This is a genomic window from Actinoplanes sp. NPDC024001 (genome assembly GCF_040638955.1).
GTDB lineage: Bacteria > Actinomycetota > Actinomycetes > Mycobacteriales > Micromonosporaceae > Actinoplanes.
The window spans coordinates 65545-84099 of sequence record NZ_JBEZZB010000008.1; the positions used below are offsets into that span (position 1 = coordinate 65545).

The 18555-nt window shown below is 70.6% G+C and carries 20 protein-coding genes; 10 read left to right on the plus strand and 10 right to left on the minus strand.

Annotated elements, in window-relative coordinates; genetic code table 11:
* Nucleotides 1-39 precede the first annotated feature (39 nt).
* From AB0F81_RS05365 to AB0F81_RS05375, 3 genes are read right to left on the minus strand one after another with little or no spacing between them, the layout of a single operon-like run.
* On the minus strand, nt 40-300 hold the full coding sequence (locus AB0F81_RS05365; RefSeq protein WP_360191290.1) for a hypothetical protein: 261 nt from the start codon (nt 298-300) through the stop codon (nt 40-42).
* A 17-nt stretch (nt 301-317) separates the two neighbouring features.
* On the minus strand, nt 318-992 hold the full coding sequence (locus AB0F81_RS05370) for a hypothetical protein (RefSeq protein WP_360191293.1): 675 nt from the start codon (nt 990-992) through the stop codon (nt 318-320).
* The gene (locus AB0F81_RS05375) at nt 989-3586 is read right to left on the minus strand and encodes an FtsK/SpoIIIE domain-containing protein (RefSeq protein WP_360191296.1); all 2598 of its coding nucleotides are present in this window, start codon (nt 3584-3586) and stop codon (nt 989-991) included. The genes AB0F81_RS05370 and AB0F81_RS05375 overlap by 4 nt, the downstream gene beginning before the upstream one ends.
* A 128-nt stretch (nt 3587-3714) precedes the next feature.
* Between AB0F81_RS05375 and AB0F81_RS05380 the strand changes: the two genes are divergently transcribed.
* The 5 genes from AB0F81_RS05380 to AB0F81_RS05400 are packed head-to-tail and all read left to right on the plus strand — an operon-like array spanning nt 3715 to nt 6218.
* The gene (locus AB0F81_RS05380; RefSeq protein ID WP_360191299.1) at nt 3715-4029 is read left to right on the plus strand and encodes a YbaB/EbfC family nucleoid-associated protein; all 315 of its coding nucleotides are present in this window, start codon (nt 3715-3717) and stop codon (nt 4027-4029) included.
* The gene (locus AB0F81_RS05385) at nt 4023-4379 is read left to right on the plus strand and encodes a hypothetical protein (RefSeq protein ID WP_360191301.1); all 357 of its coding nucleotides are present in this window, start codon (nt 4023-4025) and stop codon (nt 4377-4379) included. Before AB0F81_RS05380 ends, AB0F81_RS05385 begins: the two co-directional genes overlap by 7 nt.
* On the plus strand, nt 4376-5368 hold the full coding sequence (locus AB0F81_RS05390; RefSeq protein WP_360191304.1) for a hypothetical protein: 993 nt from the start codon (nt 4376-4378) through the stop codon (nt 5366-5368). The genes AB0F81_RS05385 and AB0F81_RS05390 overlap by 4 nt, the downstream gene beginning before the upstream one ends.
* Before the next feature lie 17 nt (nt 5369-5385).
* Entirely contained in the window at nt 5386-5670 is a 285-nt protein-coding gene (locus AB0F81_RS05395; RefSeq protein WP_360191307.1) for a hypothetical protein, read from the plus strand.
* A 29-nt stretch (nt 5671-5699) separates the two neighbouring features.
* Entirely contained in the window at nt 5700-6218 is a 519-nt protein-coding gene (locus AB0F81_RS05400) for a hypothetical protein (RefSeq protein WP_360191310.1), read from the plus strand.
* On the opposite strand, the gene AB0F81_RS05405 is transcribed toward AB0F81_RS05400, so the two are convergent.
* Genes AB0F81_RS05405 through AB0F81_RS05435 form a run of 7 tightly spaced genes read right to left on the minus strand, consistent with a single transcriptional unit; the run spans nt 6219 to nt 14551 of the window.
* Nucleotides 6219-6821, minus strand: a complete 603-nt coding sequence (locus AB0F81_RS05405; RefSeq protein ID WP_360191313.1) for a hypothetical protein — start codon at nt 6819-6821, stop codon at nt 6219-6221.
* The gene (locus AB0F81_RS05410) at nt 6818-7933 is read right to left on the minus strand and encodes a M23 family metallopeptidase (protein WP_360191316.1); all 1116 of its coding nucleotides are present in this window, start codon (nt 7931-7933) and stop codon (nt 6818-6820) included. The genes AB0F81_RS05405 and AB0F81_RS05410 overlap by 4 nt, the downstream gene beginning before the upstream one ends.
* Nucleotides 7930-8472 (minus strand): hypothetical protein, encoded by a 543-nt coding sequence (locus AB0F81_RS05415; protein ID WP_360191319.1) that lies wholly within the window; start codon nt 8470-8472, stop codon nt 7930-7932. The genes AB0F81_RS05410 and AB0F81_RS05415 overlap by 4 nt, the downstream gene beginning before the upstream one ends.
* Nucleotides 8473-8479: 7 nt before the next feature.
* Nucleotides 8480-10432 carry a DMT family transporter gene (locus tag AB0F81_RS05420; protein WP_360191322.1) on the minus strand — a complete coding sequence of 651 codons (1953 nt, stop codon included), beginning with the start codon at nt 10430-10432 and terminating at the stop codon, nt 8480-8482.
* A 1-nt stretch (nt 10433) separates the two neighbouring features.
* Nucleotides 10434-13886, minus strand: coding sequence for an ATP-binding protein (locus tag AB0F81_RS05425; protein WP_360191325.1), 3453 nt, complete (start codon nt 13884-13886; stop codon nt 10434-10436).
* 37 nt (nt 13887-13923) lie between these two features.
* Entirely contained in the window at nt 13924-14286 is a 363-nt protein-coding gene (locus tag AB0F81_RS05430; protein WP_328463031.1) for a hypothetical protein, read from the minus strand.
* Between the two features lies 1 nt (nt 14287).
* On the minus strand, nt 14288-14551 hold the full coding sequence (locus tag AB0F81_RS05435; protein WP_360191328.1) for a hypothetical protein: 264 nt from the start codon (nt 14549-14551) through the stop codon (nt 14288-14290).
* Between the two features lie 363 nt (nt 14552-14914).
* On the opposite strand from AB0F81_RS05435, the gene folP reads away from it, so the two are divergent.
* The 5 genes from folP to AB0F81_RS05460 all read left to right on the plus strand — a co-directional run bounded on the left by folP (nt 14915) and on the right by AB0F81_RS05460 (nt 18541).
* Nucleotides 14915-15727 (plus strand): dihydropteroate synthase, encoded by an 813-nt coding sequence (gene folP / locus AB0F81_RS05440; protein ID WP_360191399.1) that lies wholly within the window; start codon nt 14915-14917, stop codon nt 15725-15727.
* 28 nt (nt 15728-15755) lie between these two features.
* On the plus strand, nt 15756-16118 hold the full coding sequence (folB, locus tag AB0F81_RS05445) for a dihydroneopterin aldolase (protein ID WP_360191331.1): 363 nt from the start codon (nt 15756-15758) through the stop codon (nt 16116-16118).
* Complete coding sequence (gene folK / locus AB0F81_RS05450; RefSeq protein WP_360191333.1) at nt 16115-16642, plus strand: 2-amino-4-hydroxy-6-hydroxymethyldihydropteridine diphosphokinase; 528 nt, start codon at nt 16115-16117, stop codon at nt 16640-16642. Before folB ends, folK begins: the two co-directional genes overlap by 4 nt.
* Nucleotides 16639-17169, plus strand: a complete 531-nt coding sequence (locus AB0F81_RS05455; RefSeq protein ID WP_360191336.1) for a DUF3180 domain-containing protein — start codon at nt 16639-16641, stop codon at nt 17167-17169. The genes folK and AB0F81_RS05455 overlap by 4 nt, the downstream gene beginning before the upstream one ends.
* A 127-nt stretch (nt 17170-17296) precedes the next feature.
* On the plus strand, nt 17297-18541 hold the full coding sequence (locus AB0F81_RS05460; protein ID WP_360191338.1) for an ABC transporter permease: 1245 nt from the start codon (nt 17297-17299) through the stop codon (nt 18539-18541).
* The last annotated feature ends 14 nt before the right edge of the window (nt 18542-18555 follow it).

Here is an 18555-nt window from a genome sequence, read left to right on the forward strand (position 1 = left end):
TGACCCACTGGCCCGCGCGGCGCCGGCCGCCCGATCGTTCTAGATGAGGCTGCGGTACATGTTCGCCGAGTCCATCGCCGCCCGGGTCAGCTGCGTCGCCTCGTCCATCCGCTCGCGGGCCTGCTCAAGGCTCGCGATGGCGGCCGCCGCAGCCGGATGGAACGACCCGATCGCGGTCATCCGCAGCAGCACCAGCGCCTGATCCAGCTGATCCGAGACCGCCTGGATGCCGGCCACCGCCCGCTGAGCGCCGTCCACCGACGCCGCCACGTTGGCCTTGACCTCTTCCACGTTCGCCATCGTGGCCTCCCTCAGCCTCAGTTGAAGATCGCTTCCAACCCGCGGATCATGCAGGTCAGCAGCACCGGGACCAGACAGACGATCACACCGACGAGCGGGGTGCGGTCGACCTTGCGCCCCTCGTCGCCGTAGACGAACCCGATCGTGGCCCAGCCCATCCCGAACGCCAGCAGCGGCATGCTCAGCCCGCAGAGCAGGGCGTAGTCCGGCGGGGAACCGGCCACCAGGAACAGCACGATCTGCACCAGCAGCACCACGGCCGCGAACGGCCCGTAGATCAGCAGGTTGCGCAGCCAGGGACGGTTCGGCCCGAGCGGCGCCGGGCCGACGAAAGCGTTGTCCGCGGCGTCCGCGGTGGCCCGGGCGTCGCGCAGCGCCGTCAGCACGGCGGCGGGGCCGCCGGCCACCCGCTCCATCGCCGCGGCCTGGTCAGCCGGTTGCGGTGTCAGTTCGAGCTCCGGTACGCCGAAGTCACGCACCAGCCGGGCTCGTTGCGGGGCCAACCGAGCCCGTACGGCGGAAAGCTCCTGTCGTGCCGCCGTGACCGTCGCGGCGTGCTCGCCCGCCGCCGAGCTGGCCGCCCGGCGCTGCGCGTCCAGCTGCTGCGCCGCGGCGAGATATTCCGCCCACGGGTCGGCCGGCGGCCCCGCCTGAGCCGGAACGACGCCGCGCTGCTCCGCCTGCTCGGTCACTGATCGTCACCCTCTGGCTGGAGGAACGGAACCACGGTCACCGTGCGGTCGGCGTGCCGGTCGTGCAGCAGCGCCCGGTTCGCCCGGGGATGCCAGTCCACCGCGCGGCCCAGCATCAGCGTCACGTCCGTCTGCGGCACGTTGAGGAAGAGCAGGCCGGCCACGTCCTCACGGCCCATGCTGCCGCCGGTCTCCTCGCCGAACCGCCGCACCCCGCGCCACCAGGACAGCAGATGCGCCCCGCGGCTCGGCCCGGTCCGCAGCAGCTGCCGCAGACCGGTCAGGCTGCCCGGTGGCGCCGCGTCCATCCCGAACACCACCCGGTATCCGGGACGGTCCGGGTCCAGTTCCGCGGCGAGCCCGGCGGCGTCGACGACCACCACCTCCTGCCGGTGGCTGAGCTCGGCGGCCAGCGCCTGCGCCGTCTCGTCGCCCTCGGCGACCAGCGACGCGATCACGATCCGGGCGGTCCGCGGCGCGTGGAAGGCGGCGACGCTGCGGGCCGCCGCGTCCAGCACCTCGGTGCCGGTCGACTGCGAGCCCAGGATCGCCAGGTGCCGTCCGGGTGAGGAGTCCAGGGGGAAGGTGGCGGTCGACAAGTTCACGTCGATCACGCGGCCCACCAGGGCGGCCGGCCGGCCCACCCGGCCGGCGAGCGCCGACCGGTAGGTGGGGTCGTCGGCGAGGTGCTGCTGGGCGTAGCCGGCGAAGACCCGCGGCGGCTGCGCCTCCGGGTCGCGGGCACCCCACAGCCGGTGCCGCAGGTCGCTGAGCAGCGGCTGGTCGGAGTGCGGGTCGGGGAAGCGCACCACCCGCTCGTGACCGCGGGTGGCGCCGCGCGGGCCGCCCAGACCGCCGGCCGTGTTCACCACCGCGCTGCCCATCGGCAGGCCGGCCGCCGCGTCGTTCGTCGGCTCCAGCACGTCACCGCCGCCCGGCAGCGCGATCCGCACCGGGAACTGGCCGAAGATCGAGTCCCGCTTGGCGTAGAGCGCCTCCACGCCGAGCACCGTCTGGCTGGCCAGGACCAGGTGGATGCCGTACGACCGGCCCTTGCGGGCGAGCGACTCCAGCAGGGCCACCGCCTCGACGGCCATCGGGTCGTTGCCGGCCAGCAGCACCTGGAACTCGTCGATCACGCAGAGGATCCGCGGCAGCGGCGTGCCCCGGCCCTCCTCGGCGACGACCGCCCGCAGATCCGCGAACCGCGACACGCCGGCCCGCTTGTAGGCCATCGAGCGGCGGCCCATCTCGGCGTCCAGCTCGCGCAGGACGGCCAGGCCGTACTCCCGGTCGGACTCGACACCGACGGCGCGGGCGTGCGGCAGCCAGGTGCGGTCACGCTGGGTCGGCACGAACTCGGCGAAGGACACGCCCTCCTTGAAGTCCAGCAGGTAGAGGGCGAGCTGGTCGGGGCCGTAGCGGGCGCCCAGCCCGTACAGCACGTTGATCAGGAAGGCGGTCTTGCCGGCGCCGGACCGGCCGCCGACCATCCAGTGCGGGGTCAGATCGTTGAACCGCAGCACCAGCGGAACGTCACCGTGATGGCCGACCACGGTCTCCACCCCGGTCGCCGCGTCACCGCCCCACAGCTCCTCGTTGGGCTCCGGCAGCAGGTCGGCGAGGGTGACCCGGGACGCCTCGGCGGTGTCCGCCGCCAGCTCGTGACAGACCGCGTCGATCAGGTGCGGTGGCGGGTCCTCGTCCAGGAACACCGGGGCGTTCAACCACAGCGCCTCGGGCGTGGAGCCGAACGTGCCGCCCGGCGGATCCCCGATGATCGCGAACGGGTTCCGCACCGAGATCGCGGTGGTCCGGGGCAGCGGTGCCTGGGTGGTCTCCGCGGTCAGCGGCGGAGGCGGCCAGCCGGCCACGATCAGGTGCAGCCCGGAGTCCGGCCCCTGCTGCGCGAGCGCCGCGATCCGGCGCAGCTCCTCGCCCTCGGTGAGCTCCGGCAGGCTGGCGATCACCACCAGCATCATCCGGTCGCGCCGGCTGCGCCGGGTGGCGCCGCCACGCACCGGCCGCAGCCATTTCTCCGCCTCGGAGAGCACGTCCCGCAGGCCCTGCCGGTCGGTCGCCGGCGGCGCCATCAGCCCGGCGTCGGCCAGCTCCTCGAACGGCGCGAACACCCCGCCACCGCCGACCCCGTCGACGGTGCGCACCAGCAGCGAACCGGCCGGCGTCGCCGCGAACAGGCGCAGCAGCAGGCACCGCAGCAAGCCGAACACGCGCGGATCGGTGGCGGTCGCGTCGACGGTCAGATGACCCGTGCCGAGCAGCGGCACGACGGCTGGAAAACGGACGTCGTCCAACGGCTGGGCGACCCCGAGCCGGACGAACTGCGGCGTGCCGGCACCACCCAGCGGCGCCGTGGGCGCCAGAGCGTCCAACGTGGCGCCGAGCCATCCCGGCGCCAGCCGGTCAGCCGCCAACCGCAACCGCTCGGCAAGCCGATGCTGCTCCCGGGGGTCGACGACGGCCGGGGCATAGGCCTCCAGCGCGGCAGCGGCCGCGTCCACCGTCGCCGCCGCCTGCCGGTGCAAAGCAGCGGCCTGCCGGACCCGCAGAGTCGAATCCGCCACTGCCACCACCTCCTGTCCGCGGATAAAACCTATCCCAGACCCGCCCGGCCGCCGCGTTGCGTCCCTTTCGCGCCTCACCGTGTTGCTTTGAACCCGGAGCGTGCATCCGGTGTATTCGCCATCGATGGGAGGCCGAGATGGAAGTCTGGGGAGTGGCCGAGACGGCCGGCGGACGGATCCGGGTCGAGCTCGACGGTGACGGCCGCCTCTGGGACCTGGACGTCGACCCACAGGCGATGTCCATGCCCGCCGACGAGTTCCGGGACGCGCTCATCAGCGCCTTCACCCTCGCCCACGACCAGGTGCGCGAGCAGGCGACCGCGGCTGCGGCGGGCTACGCCGCCGCTGCGCCGCAGGACACCACCGAGGTCATCCAGGCCGCTGACCGCAGGTTCGCGGAGATCTCCCTCGCCCTGTACGACCTGACGCGGCGGGCGGACCGGCGATGGTGAGCGTACGGCTGCACCTGGACGCCCAAACGGTCGCCGCGGCCGGTGGCGCCCTGGCCGGCATCGCCCAGCGGATGGCCGACGACGTGGCGCTGCTGGAGAACACCGTGCACGGGCCGGGCAACCCGTGGGGCGACGACGAGAGCGGCACCGCGTTCGCGGTCGCGTACCAGGCTGTTCTGGGACATGCCCTGACCGCGCTCGGCTCCTATGTGCAGCAGGTCGGCGATGCCGCGCTCACGCTGGCCGTGCAGGCCCGAGCCCTCACCGGCACCGACGCGGAGTCGGCCGCCGCCCTGGCGGCCTTCGTTCCCCCGGGCCCGGCCGCGTGTGAAGGCGGCCCGGGGACATGAGCATCGAGCTGCCCGCCGAACTCACCGAGCCGCTCGGCTGGGTCGGCCTCACCTGGCCGCAGACCGACGAGGACCGCCTCTACGCCGACGGCCGCGCCTGGATCGAGCACGGCGCGCGGCTGCGCATCCACGCCGCGGAAGCCGACGCGGCCGCCCGCCGCGTGTGGATGGAGAACGAAGGCGCCTCCGTCGAAGCCTTCGAACAGTGGTGGACCGGCCCCGACGGCCCCGGCCGCCACCTGGAGGACGCGGCCACCGCCGTCGAGCTGATCGGCGCCGGCCTGATCGCGATGGCCGGTGTGACCGTCGCCCTCAAGACGGCCTTCATCGCCCAGCTCACCCTCCTGACCTTCCAGGTCGGCCAGGCGGTCGCCACCGCCTTCGTCACGGCCGGGGCCACCCTCGCCGAGATCCCGGTCTTCGTCGCCGCCTCCCGCCTCGCCTGCCGCGAGATCATCCACCGGTCCCTGCAGGTGGTGGAGGGCGAGGTCGCGCAGATGTTCACCCGCGCGGCCGACCTGCTGCAGACCGCCGGCAGCCGGGCCGCCGCGCAGAGCGCCGGCCAGCTGGCGAAACACTTCGGCCAGAACTCCGAGTTCCACCGGCTGATGCGCGAGGTGGAGCGGGCCGACGTGACCAGCCCGGTCAACGGCGCCACCTTCTACTCCGGCGCGGCCTACGACGGCACGCGCATGCGCGCGTTCGCCGAGGCGAACACCGACGGCGTCACCACGGTCACCCTGGAACAGACCACCGGCGGCAGCGTCTTCGACAGCCGATCCCTGTACGAGGCCGGCTCGCCCGTCACCAAGGAGCACGCCGACAGGATCTGGGGCAGACTTTCGGAGAGGTACGCGCAGAACGCCGAGGGCGAGGTCACCGCCTGGAGTCACGCCCCCAGCCACCGCAGCATCTGGCTCAACCGCGAACTGCCCGCCCTGCAGGACAACCCGAAAGTCACCAGCATCAACCTGATCGATCCGGTATGACCCGAGGTGGAGCCCACGTGTCGGTGCACGAGCTGCGAAGCCAGGAAGCCCAGCACGACTCCGGAGCCATCCTGCGCAGCCACGGCCGCGACGCCGTCCAGTTCGAACTCGCCGGCCGAGTGATGACCCTGCCCGTCGAACGCGGCCTCCACGGCGACGTCTTCTACCTCCCGGCCGTCCTCCACTGGGACGACGGCGACCCGCTCCCTCCGGAGGTGGCCGCCACGGTCCGCCCGGTGATCGAGGAGATCAACGCCTTTTGGGGCTCCGCCGCCGAGTTCCACCAGCCGCAGCCGGAGTGACGCCGGTGTGGACGATTACTGTCGTAGGCATGCAGTCGCGCGAGCCGGACACCGAGGCCACGGTTCCCCCCAAGCCCTTCCGCCCTCGCGGCCGCCTGCAAAGCCGCCGCGCGCGGCTCGCCCTGGCCTTGACCGCAGGCACCCTGGCCCTACTCTGCCTGGGCGGCGTAAGCCTCTTCATAGCCCTCTACGACGACGCCACCAAAATCGAACGCACAGAGCCCGACGCGGTGGTCGACAACTTCCTCGGTGCCTACCTTGTCACCAAGGACGATGAGGAAGCGAAGCTCTACCAATGTGACTCCGGCGGAGATCTCACCCAACTCCGTCAGTACCGTGACGACACGGTGAGCCGTGAGAAGGAGTTCTCCGTCGGGATCGCGGTCACCTGGTCCAGCCTCGACGTGCAGACGACGGGATCCACCGGCGTGGTGAACGTTGATCTGACCCGGACCATCACCGGTCAGGCAGGACGGGACAGCAGCTCCTGGCAGATCGCGATAGTCGACCAGGACGGTTGGCGCGTTTGTGGGGCGACCCGGGTCTGATCACTCAGCCCAAAGGCGATCGGCGGGTATCTCAGCGGTGCGTGGTGAGCGGCCGGTCCATTGCCACCGATACCAGTCGAGTTCCGTGCAGACCCGCACACAGACGTGGCCGTCGTCGCTGGTGTGGATTTCGGTAACCGCTCGTAAGTCGCGTCGTTCCGTGCCGTCAGCCTCGATCTCAACGACCCGGCGACCGGTCAGGTGATCGGCGTCCAAGGCCGGAGTCGGTGATCGGCGAGGCGGCTCGTCCAACGATACGAGGCGTGATCGGTCATCTTCCTGGAGGGTCAAGCCGGCCATCCCGAACTCTTCGACCCAGACCCGCTCGACGGGAACGAGCGGCGCGAACACTTCCACCTGCTCGGCTTCGGCGCGGTACCACTCAGACTCGGGAATCACCGGCACGTAGGTACGACTTCCTTGGACCACCTTTTCGTCCGCTCGGCAGTCGCCACGCCAACCGTGCCCGGGAAGGCCGATCACCACACGGCGTCCTCGTAGGTTGCCGCCCATGGTCGCCGGTGTGGGAACTATCGGGCGAGGCGCTTCCGAGATCCAGTTCTGGTGGTGAGACGACGAATTCGACGAGGACTCTCGACTCATCCCTCGCCGCCCAGAGGAGCGCCCTGCTGTCGCATGAACTGCACCGGATCGACCGCACCCGCACTGGACCGGTCGTTGTTCATGTGCACCTCGAAGTGCAGATGAGGGCCGGACGAGTTGCCGCTCGATCCCACTCGTCCAATGACGTCGCCGGCGGCCACCTGTTGGTTTTCCCGGACGAAGGGTCGTTGCACCAGGTGACAGTACCGTGTCATCACGTTGCCGGCGTGCAAGATTTCCACCATCCAGCCGCAGCCGCCTTTGCCGGGATAACCATCCACATTGCAGCTCTTGTTGCCGTTGAAGTCCTCGTCGCATTTCACCAGCGAAACTACGCCGCTTGCGGCAGCCGCGATCGGGGTGTACTTGCCGATACTGAGATCGACACCGTGGTGGTTGGGACGCTCGGAGGTTCGGAAGCCGGAGCCGACACCGGCGCGTAGCGGGATCGTCCAGCCGGATGCAGCTGTTTGCCCGGCCGCGGCGCACACAAGGTTTACCGAATCGCCCACCGCGTTGGCGGCGCCGTCAGCCAGAAGGTTGACGATCTGCGTCGCCAGAGGCTCGTGCTTGGCGTAGGCATCCGGGTAGGCGCTGATCTGTACGGCCTGGGCGGCCTGGGTCAGCGGCATGGTCTGCCAGCCCTCGATCGTCTGGAGCTTTGTGTAGAACTTGGTACTCGCATAGACCGGATCTCGTACCTGCTCCGGTGTGCCCCACCCGGAACTGGGCCGCTGCTGGAAGAGTCCGAGCGAGTCGTGGTCGTTGCGGGCGCCGAGGTGGCCGAGGTTCACGAGGCGGGATTCCTGCATCGCGGTCGCTACCGCGATCACCCATGCGCGCGGCGGCAGCTGCAACTCCGAGCCGACGTTGATGATGATGGCTGCGTTGCGGACCTGCTCAGCACCGTAGGGCCGGATCCGCGGGAGCTTGGAGTCGGGATCGACCGGACCGCCTTTGCCGCAGCCCAATGCTGCGTTCAAGTTGTTCTGCTTGTCGTCGTTGACACCACCGAGCAGCAGAACTGTCACGCTTCCTCCGCAACAGAGCAGCACGAGCGTTACGACCAAGGCGATCAGGAGGACGACCCTACGCGGCCGTGGGACTCTCACGCCGGCTCCCAGTCGATGCCGTCGACCAGCCAGTTCCCTTCCGGTGACACGAGCCGGAGGCTAAGTTTGCCGGATTCTGTAGTGACGATTGCGTTGACCATCGACTCGTTGACCGCCACGAGGCTGGGGCGACCGATCACTCTCTCGGCCGGCACCCCGGCCGGGTCAACTCCGCGAAGCTGCTCAGCGAGGCTCTTTGTGGCATTCGGTAAAAGCCGTTCACGCCACTTTTTCGTGGTTGTGTCGGTGTGATCCACCCATGCCGAGGCAAACGCATATGCGACTGCCTCCGGCTGCGCCCGTCCGGGACTGGTCTTCGGGGTTGGTGGCGGTTCTGGCGATACGACGCTGTCGTCCTCCAGCGGATTCACGCTGATCGCAGGTGCGGCGCTGTTGCCGCCCACGTAGTCAGCGGCCGATCCATCGGAGAATAGGCGTCCGACGCCGACAACCGCTAGAACTATGCCGACGAGCACGAATGCGACGCCCCACCGGGACCGGAAGATCCCGGTGAGGCCGCGCTCGATGAACCCCGCCAAACTCTGCTCACCTGGCCTCGGAACGCACCCGCGGAGTGGCCGGCTCCTGCGTCGTGGAGCCGGTCTCCGGCCGGTAGATGGCAAACGAAGCGGGACGCTCGGCCACGTCAGGCTCAGTCCAATCGGACGTGGCTCGTGACTTTGCCGAACTCGTCAGACTGCGCGGCTCGGCGGCGGCGACCGCGGCCTTTTCATGCGTGGACTCGTTGCCGTCCGGACGCGACAGGACAGAGGTGGAACCGCCTTCGCCAGTCGTCTCGGCGCGTGTAGCTGCCGAATGCGACGGATCCTCGAGGCGAGCCTCGGGACGGAGATTGCGCTGTTCGACATAGACGGTTCGGCCGTCCTTGCCGAACGTGGGCTCTCGGGTGCCGCCCCCGTCAGCGACGTCCAGCTTGGCGGCCTCGCGCATGTCCCGGAAGAAACGACGGTGCCACGAGCCCGCCGACGCGATCGCGGCCGCGCTGTCCTTGCCGCCGAGTTGTGTGATCCGGCGATAGGGGCGGAGCAGGAGCCAGCCGACGACACCGCAGAGCCACACGAGCACAACTTGCAGCCAGCCGGCGAGACTTGCCGTATTCATGATCAGATCAACAGCGAAGAGATAGATAGCCGCGCCTGTGCCGAAGATGGCGATGTTGAACACTGCGGCGACCACCGCATTGCCCAGGCGCCGAATGCCGGAACTGGCTGGGCGAAGAAGCCCTATCGTTCCGAGAATGGGCGCCGCGATAACGGCCCAGCGGAAGATCAAGAACCCGAGGAGGACTAGGAGAGACGCGGTGATGTCGAACATCGCGAACATGAACGCGGCCAGCATGGCGATAAAGCCGGCGCCGACACGTTCCATGCCGTTGATCCCCTGGAGGTATTCGTATGCCTCGGGATCTTCTTGCTTGATCTGCTCGGCGATGCGCATCCACTGGTCCTTCTTGCGGTCCAGAGTTGCGTCGCGCGTCGCGGGATTGGTGCGAATCTTCTCGATTTCCTCCCATTTGAGGGAGCGAGCGTTGTAGAGCGCCTCACCGTATTTTTGGGCGGTTTCACTGTCCGCGGACCCGAGAAGACCTCGAAGCCAATTCCGGTAGAGCATGGTTTCGGTCGCTGTATCGCTGGCCCGCACGGCCGGCGGCCGGTTGTCGGTGCACGCGGCGGGCCCAAGAGCGCAGGGCACAGTGGCTTGCTCGGGACGAGGCCCGACAGCGTCGTGCACGACTCCGAGGGTGCCGATGAGCGTTTGATCAGCGATGTTGGCGGAGCGCACCGGCCACGATGCAATCGCGGTGACGACCACCATGATCAGGATGGCCCATCCTGCCGTGGTGGTGGCGATCCCCAACTCGGCCTGCCGAGAACGCCACAGAAGGTAGATGCCGATCACCGCGAGGGTCACTACGCCGAAAACCGTGAAGACCTTCTGGTAGACGGCCTTCGTGGCCTGGTCGACCAACGGATCGGCCCAACCCCAGAGCGTTTCCGGGTTCCATGCGCGTTCGCGGAGGGCGTTGGAGGCGCCGATGACTGCGGTCGCAATCATGAACTCGCCGTTGGCGATCGTGTTTTCGATCTTGCTATCGGCCTCGACAATGGTGGAGGCGCATCCTCCGTCGAGATCGTAGGTCGTATAGCTGTAGCCGGCGTACCCGTAGTCACTGTAGAGGCCGGGGAAGCTACTGCTGGTCGAGGAGGCCGGCCGCTCGGCGAACCAGCCTGCGAGCCCGGAGTCCGGGGTGTTCGGAGTAGGCGGATTCAAGCACTGCGCGCGGGTGCTGCCCACCTCTGCCAGCCGCTTCACGCAGCCCTGGATGTCCTGCTGCCATTCCTCCACGCTGCAGGCACCGTTCGGGGCCTTCACCGGCGGCGCCGCGGAGGCGGATGACGGGGCGGCCACCGCCCAGGCGATCGATGCCACTACGACGATGGCCATCGTCGTGATCAGCGCCAAACCGCGCCGCAGCATCTCAGACCTCCAGGTCGGACGGGAGGGGAATTACCGCCGGCGGTGGCGTGCCCGGTGTCGTGTCCAGGTGTTCGAGCAGGCCTTCGACATACGACACGTCGACTCGGACCTTCTGCACCCGCCCGTCGACGTCGCGCATCACGAATTCGCGGAAGCCGAGGCGGTGCTGCGAGGACGTGTCGACCTGGGAGAGGGAGGCGAGGGTCGCCTCGTAGCCGTCGTGGACCGGCACCCGCAGGAGCCGCAGCGCCTCGGAGGCGATCTCCTGGTCCTCGGCGATGCGGCCGACGAAGACGGTCGAGACCAGGTTCTGCACGTCGAGGCCGAGGATGTCGCGCGGGTTCTGCGAGGCGACCAGCGCGGCGAGGTTCCATTTCCGGGAGTCGCGGGCGAGCCGGACCAGGAACGAGCGGCCGGACCGCCAGCCTTCCATGAAGTGGGCCTCGTCGAGGCCGACCATCTTGCGCGACGACATCGAGCCGCCGTAGCAGCGGCGGACCGCCAGCCGGTGCGCGGTGTGCAGCATCGGCAGGGCGAGGGATTCCTCGGCCGACCAGTACTCCCGCTCGATCTTCAGGTCGGGCAGGCGCAGGCCGGCCATGGTGATCACGGTGAGCGCGGCGTCCGCGCCGAGCAGGTGCTGCGGCGGGTGCCCGAAGAAGAGTAGCGCCAGCGGCATCTCGGCGGTGTCGAGGAGCAGGTTCGCGAGTTCCTTGCCCTCGTCGTCGTCCAGCCCCTGGAGCGTACGGACGACGTCGTCGAGGGTCGAGGTCTCCTCGGCCGGCACCTGCCGGACCGCGTGCCGCAGCAGCGTGGCGGTGGACGCCTCCTTGGCGACCTGCGGCGGCACCAGCATCGAGCAGATGTCCTGGACCAGCATGCGGCGTTCGGCGCGGGCGTTGGAGACGGCGATCTCGAACTCGCGGTCGCCGGCCGGGCCGGTCGGGAACTCGGAGCGCACCGGTGTCGGGATCAGCGCGTACGGCGCCAGCGTCCCCTGCTCGGAGCCGGTCAGGTTCAGCACCCGCGAGTACGGCCGCAGTTCCGGCATCTGGCACAGCCGGGCGAGCGGCCCGGACGGGTCGAGCAGGGTCACCTGGACGCCGCGGCGCGCGTTCAGATAGCCGAGGGCACCCATCAGCGTCGACTTGCCACCGCCGGGCTCGGCCACGAAGACGCCGAGGCCGGAGCGTTCCCGCACCTCCATCGGGAAGTGCAGGTCGAGGAAGACCGGCCGGCGGCAGGTGCCCGCGGTCCGCCCGATCAGGTCACCGCGCCGGTCACCGACCGTGGACGCAGCCTGGGGGAGTGCCGCCGCGAGCAACTTGACCGGCATCCGGCGTACGTAACCGGTGTTGGCGATCGGCTCGCCGGGGATGAACTCGCGGGCGAGCTGGTCCTGGCCCTTGGGGTGCTGCAGCGAGATGCGCAGCTCGCGCGAGTAGAGCTGGATGAGCCGGCGGGCGCGTTCCAGGCATTCCTCGCGGGTGGCGCCGCCGACCGCGAGCCGGTGCCAGCCGTGCGCGCGGGCCGACTCGACCGGCAGGCCGGTGGTCATCTCGTCGCCGATCACCAGCGCCCGCTTGGCGAGCCGTTCCAGCTCCGGCGGGGCGTCGATGCCGTGTTCCGCGTAGTCGAGCTGCTGCGAGCGGATCATCCGGAGCCGGTGCTCGAGGTTCTTGAACGAGCTGCCGGAGCCGAGGATGTCGATCCGCGAGGAGAGTTCCATCGGCCAGGGCAGCCGCTCGTGGAAGTGCATCCACGGCTCGTGCTTCTCCGGGATCTCCAGCGGTTCCATCCGGCCGACGGAGAGCACGGCGACGTGGCGTTCCTCGCCGGACATCCGGTTGACCAGTTTCACCGTGGAGCCGTAAGGAGTCCGGTAGCGCTCCACCTGCTCGGTGAGGGCGAGCAGGTCACCGGTCTCCCAGTGGCCGTTGGACACCGGGGAGAGCAGCCCGGGCGGCGCCATGCAGAGCGCCACCGAGCGGTAGAGCAGCCACTCCAGCTCCTGCGGGGTGACCCGCCGCCCGCGCATGCCGAACGCGTTCAGCACCTCGTCGAACTGCTCGACGGTACGGCCCAGCTTGCGCCGCTCGCCGTCGGAGGTGCCCCGGCCGAACATCCGCAGGATGCGCTCGGAGAAGGTGTCGCCGAGGGAGCGCCGGGCGAACGTCACCCCGAGGAACGTCTGCCCCTCGGCGTGGTTGACCGAGAGCAGGTGGCGTTGCGCCGCGACCAGGTGGTCGGACCACGAGGTGGCGCCGTGCACGTCGGGCAGCGGCTTGGCGGTGAACGAGTCGACCGTGCGGGCCCACTCGTCGGCCGGGAAGGGCCGGGTGGTGCGGCGCAGGTGCAGGCGGAAACCGGCCAGCCCCGCGTACTGCTCGGAGATGGCGCTGAGCAGCGCCTCGCGCTCCGCGTCGGGCCGGAAGGCCCAGCGCACCTCGGGCAGGTGGTACCACGCCGTCACGGTGCTCTGGGTGAAGGTCAGGTGCCCGGCGATCTCGCTGATCGCCAGCTCCATGGCCGGGTCGCGGTCGCTGAACTTGAGTTTCTGCGGCCGCAGCGGGACCGGCTTGGCCGGTTTGGGCTCGCGGCGCTTGACCGCTTTGCTCTTCTCGCGCTTGGCGGGCGCCTTCTCCCGGCGCTCGGCCGGAGCCTTCTCGGGCACCGGCACGGGGAGCGCAGGGGCGGAGGCGGCCTGCTGCCACAGCGGGACGGGCTCGGCCGGTGCCGTGCGCAGCGAAGGGGCCGACGCGGGCGCCGGTGTCGGTGATGCCGGCGCGGCCGACCGGGGAGGCCAGTCGTCGAACTCGGACCAGTCGTCCTCGTCGACCACGGGCGCGTCGGCCTCGGGGGCCGGGGCGACGGCGAATGCGGGCGGGGGCTCCGGGAAGAAGTCGGCCTTGGGCCCCACCGGCGCGCGGGTGAACGGCGCGCCGTTCCAGCCGGGCGAGGCTTCGGCAGGCTGGGGCGCCGCGCCGTTCCAGCTGGGCGGGGCCTCGGTGGGCTGGGGCGCCGCGCCGTTCCAGCTGGGCGGGGCCTCGGCGGGCTGGGGCGCCGCGCCGTTCCGCCCGGGGGAGGCCTCGGCGGGCTCCGGCGGCGCGGCGGCCGGCCGGTCGTTGAAGCCGAACCCACGATCCGGATCAGGATCGGCCGGTTTCGCGTAAAGATCACTCGGACGGGTAGTGGGGGTACGCGCCGGAGTGGCCGTCCCGCCGAACAGGTCGAGGAAGGGCGAGTCGATGTCCATGGTGGTGTCGACCGCCGAGCCTCGCGGGCGGACCGGCTGCGGCGCCTGGAAGACCCCCACGCCCCCGTGTCCGGGCGCGGTCACCAGCTCTTCGGAATCTTCAGGCGAGGAGTAGTTGTCCGGACGCACACCGTTACTCTGCCTGCCTGTGGACGAGGCATCCGCGCGGGGATGCCCGTGCGGAGGAGTTCCGGTCATGCGGAAACCCCACTGAGACGCACGACGGCCCAACCGGTCATACCAACTCCTCCCGAACCCGGATGCGAGTGGCGACAAGTCTTGGATCGCGTTGCTCCACGGCGGGCTCGCGCGTGCGGCGCCAGTCGGTGAGCGCGGTGCGAATGACGACCCGGGCCGGCCGGTCCGGGTCGACGTGGCGGAACACGTACGACGTGGTGACCATGGCGAGGGCGATCTCCCATGCCGGGAACGGGTCGAAGTCGAGCGTGATCAGGTAGTGGATGAACATGAAGAGCGGCACCAGCACGACGAACATCCCGTACTGCGCATACGGCAGGTGGACGGGCAGCGTGTATCCGGGCGGGCCCAGATAGACAAGGCGTGCCCGGTAGATGTCGTCGTCGGTCCGGAGCCGCATCTCAGTTGAAGATCAGCTTGATGATCGACTCGCCGACGAAGAAGAGCGTCGCGGCGCCGGCGATGAACGCCAGGCCCACGATCGCGATCGCCGAGCTGGTCAGCACCTTCGAGATCTCACCGCGGCTGGCTCGGCCGATGAAGATCACGCCGAGGACGGCGAGCAGGATCGGAGCGATGTTGCTCGCGAAGAAGGTGACAATGCCTTCCGTGTTGATGCTGCCGGCTGGCTCGGCCGCCAGGATGGCGAGCTCGGTGGCGATCATCGGTAAACCTCCCCGTGTCCGGTATGGGGGTTACGGACACGCTGCAGTTGTGAACCCGTACGGCAACGCCCATATCGTGCTACCTCTGACTCACCACGTCGAGTGAGCCGTTCGGGCACTGCCATGCTCATCTGCTCTCTTCGGTCACTTCATGATGCCCAGTTCCGAAGAGTACGGCCCGTACTTGCGAGCAACAAGCGCCCTTTTTGTTACCCAAGGTGATTGAGTGGTTGAATTTGAGTCACGTGGGATCGTACACCTGTTCGAAACTCACCCGCCCCGTACCCTTTCCGTGTGCCGACTACGCCGCCAGACCCGCAGCTCACGGGTGCTGAACTGCTCCGCCGGGATCACCCGGTCGTGATGGGCGTCCTCAACGTCACGCCGGATTCCTTCTCTGACGGTGGGAGATACACCGACCTCGACGCCGCGGTTCAACATGGCATCGCACTTTTCCGTGCGGGCGCGGATGTGATCGACGTCGGCGGCGAGTCGACCCGGCCCGGCGCGGAGCGGGTGGACGCCGCCACCGAGACGGCCCGGGTGGTGCCGGTGATCGCACGGCTGTCCGCCGAGGGCGTACCGATCAGCATCGACACCACCCGTGCGGCGGTCGCCGAGGCCGCGCTCGCGGCCGGCGCCGCGGTGATCAACGACGTCTCCGGCGGCCTCGCTGACCCGGGCATGGCGGCGGTCGCCGCCGCCGCCCGCTGTCCCTGGATCCTGATGCACTGGCGCGGCCACTCCCGCGACATGCAGAAACTCGCGGTCTACTCCGACGTCGTCACCGAGGTCCGGGACGAGCTGCGGGCCCGCGCCGACGAGGCGATCGCCGCCGGCGTCGACCCCGGCCTGATCGTGCTCGACCCCGGCCTCGGATTCGCCAAGCAGGCCGAGCACAACTGGGCCCTCAGCGCTCACCTCGACGTCCTGATCGAACTCGGCTTCCCGGTGCTCTTCGCGGCCAGCCGCAAGACCTACCTCGGCCGGCTGCTGGCCGATCCGGACGGCACGCCGCGGCCGGTGGCCGGCCGCGAGGCGGCCACCCTGGCCACCTCGGTCCTCGCGGTCGCCGCCGGCGCCTGGGGGGTCAGGGTCCATGAGGTGGGCGCGACCGTCGACGCGCTTGCGGTCTGGCGCGCCACCGGCTCACCACGATTGCGGGGTACGCGGTGAGCCGCGCCCGTCAGCCAGAAGGAGATCGATGACTGGACAGATCACGCTGAGCGGCCTGCGCGCCCGGGGCCGGCACGGCGTCTACGACTTCGAGCGGGAGCAGGGGCAGGACTTCGTCGTCGACGTCCGCCTCGACCTGGACCTGAGCCGGGCCGTGCAGACCGACGACATCGCCGACACGGTGCACTACGGCGAACTGGCCGGCGGCCTGGTCGAGGTGCTCACCGGTGAGCCGGTCAACCTGATCGAACGTCTGGCGGACCGGCTGCTCGACGTCTGCCTGGCCGATCCGCGGGTGGCGTCCGCCGAGGTCACCGTGCACAAGCCGCAGGCGCCGATCCCGCACGAGTTCGCCGACGTCGCCGTCACCCTGCGCCGGAGCCGCTCGTGACCCGCGCCCTGCTCTCGCTCGGCAGCAACCTCGGCGACCGCCTCACCCACCTGCGGGCCGCCGTCGACCTGCTGGGTGCGAGCGTGGTCCGGGTCTCCGGGGTGTACGAGACACCCCCGTGGGGCGACACCGCGCAGCCGTCGTACCTCAATGCCGTGGTGCTCGTGGACGAGCCGACCGCGACGCCGCGGCACTGGCTGGAGCGGGCGCAGGCGTGCGAGACGGCCGAAGGCCGGGTCCGGGATCCGGATCGCAGGTTCGGCCCGCGCACCCTGGACGTCGACGTGATCGCGGTCTGGGCGGCGGACGGCAGTCCGGTGCTCAGCGACGAGCCGGAGCTGATCCTGCCGCATCCGCGCGCCCACCTGCGCGCCTTCGTGCTGCGGCCGTGGCTCGACGTGGATCCGCAGGGCCGGCTGCCCGGGCACGGGCCGGTCGCCGGTCTGCTGAGCGCGCCGGAGATCGCCGGCGACGTCGCCACGGTGAGCCGGTGTCCGGATCTGTCGCTAGAGTCGAAGGCGTGAGCGCCAACCCTCAGAGCGGATCTCCCGGCGGGCGCCGCACCGACCCGTCGCTGCGGCCCACGAGCATCTCGGTGCTCGTCGTGGCCGCGCTGGCCGCTGCCGCGGTCGGCTGGCTGGTGCTCAGCTTCACCTATTCGCGTCTGCCCGCGCTGCCGTGGTCGCCGGTGCTGGTGCTCGCCGTGCTGGCCGTCGCCGAGGGCCTGCTGGCGCAGAACACCAGCGCCCGCATCCAGCGCAAGCCCGGCGCGCCCCCGGTCGAGCCCCTCGCGGTCGCGCGCTATGTGGCGCTGGCCAAGGCGTCCTCGCTGGTCGGCGCGCTCTTCGCGGGTTTCGCCGCGGGCCTGCTCGGCTGGCTGCTGCTGGAACCGACCCGGGCCGCCCGGGAGGACGTGCCGGCCACCGTCGGGGCGCTCGTCGCCGGCCTCGCCCTGATCGGGGCGGCCCTGTGGCTGGAGCGCGCGTGCCGGGTCCCGGAGCAGCCGGACCGGGAGGACGACGACTCGGACCGCCCGACCGGCCGACGTTGACGGTTGTCGAACATATCTAGCCTCTGAACTGAGGCCATGTCTTATCCGTATGCTTTGCGGCGGGCGGCCCTCGGCCGGAGTAGCGTGCGCCTCGAACCGCTCGTGGAGGCGTGAGGAGGCGCGGAGCATGGCCTACGACGAGACCACCTTCCGCCGGCCCGGTGGCGACGACACCCCGACCGACCCCGCGGCGTACCGTCGCCGCGTGCAGTACGACGACACCGCCGGCACGACCCTCGACCAGTCGCTGCGCGCGCCGGTGACCACGGGTCCCGTCCCCGCCGTGGAGGACGAGCGCGACCGGCTCGGCATCCACCTCGGCTGGGAGGTGGTGCTGCTGGTCGCCGCGGGTGTCCTCGGCTTCTTCCTGTGGCGTGAGGACTCCGGCGCGCTGGAGCGCCCGGCGCTCGACACGCTGCTCGTCACCGGCGCCGCGATCGGCCTGCTGGCCCTCGGTGGGGGCCTGAGCCTGCGGGCCGGCGTGCCGAACCTGGCGATCGGCCCGATCGCCCTGGCCGCCGCCATGCAGTACGCGGAGAACAGCGACCGCGGCCTGCCCCAGGCGGTGGTGCCCGCCCTGATCATCGCCGCGGCCGGTGCGCTGGCGGTGTCCGTGCTGGTGGCCGGCCTGCACGTGCCCGGCTGGGCGGCCACGCTCGGTGCCGGCTTCGGCGCGGTCGTCTACGTCCAGCTGCGGGTGGCGCCGGTCGACGTGCAGGGCGACTGGGACCCGACCGACCAGGCGTTCCTGTTCTTCGGCGGGTTCGCGGTGCTGGCCGTCCTGGGGGCCGCGCTCGGCGCGGTCGGCCCGGTGCGGCGGTTCGTCGGCCGGATGCGCCCGACCGGTGACCCGGCGCGGCGGCCGGGGGCGGCTGCCGCCGTACCCGTGGTGATCGCCCTGCTGCTCTCCTCGGTCTTCGCGGTCGGCGCCGGGATCCTGATCGCCGCGCAGGCGGCGAAGACCGGCGAGCCGATCGTCCCGGGCACCGGCCTGGAGTGGACCGGCATCGGCGTCGGCCTGGCCCTGCTCGCCGGCACCAGCGCGTACGGGCGGCGCGGCGGGATCTTCGGCACCCTCTTCGCGGTCACCGCGCTGACCCTCTTCCTCGACTACGAGTCGCGGCGCGAGCTGGACATCGCGCTCTTCGCGATCGCCGGGGCCCTGATGGGCGTCGGCCTGATCGTCACCCGCCTGGTGGAGACGTACGGCAGCCCGTTCGCCCTGGGCAGCGGCGAGGAGTGGAACGCCGCACCGTCCGGGGGCACCGCCGCCAACTGGTCGCCGGCCTCCCCGGAGACCTGGAGCACCCCGGCCACGCCGCCCGCCCGCAGCGACCGTTGGGACGACGGCCCGTGGGGTGCCGGGCGCTGACCTATGCTTCGTTC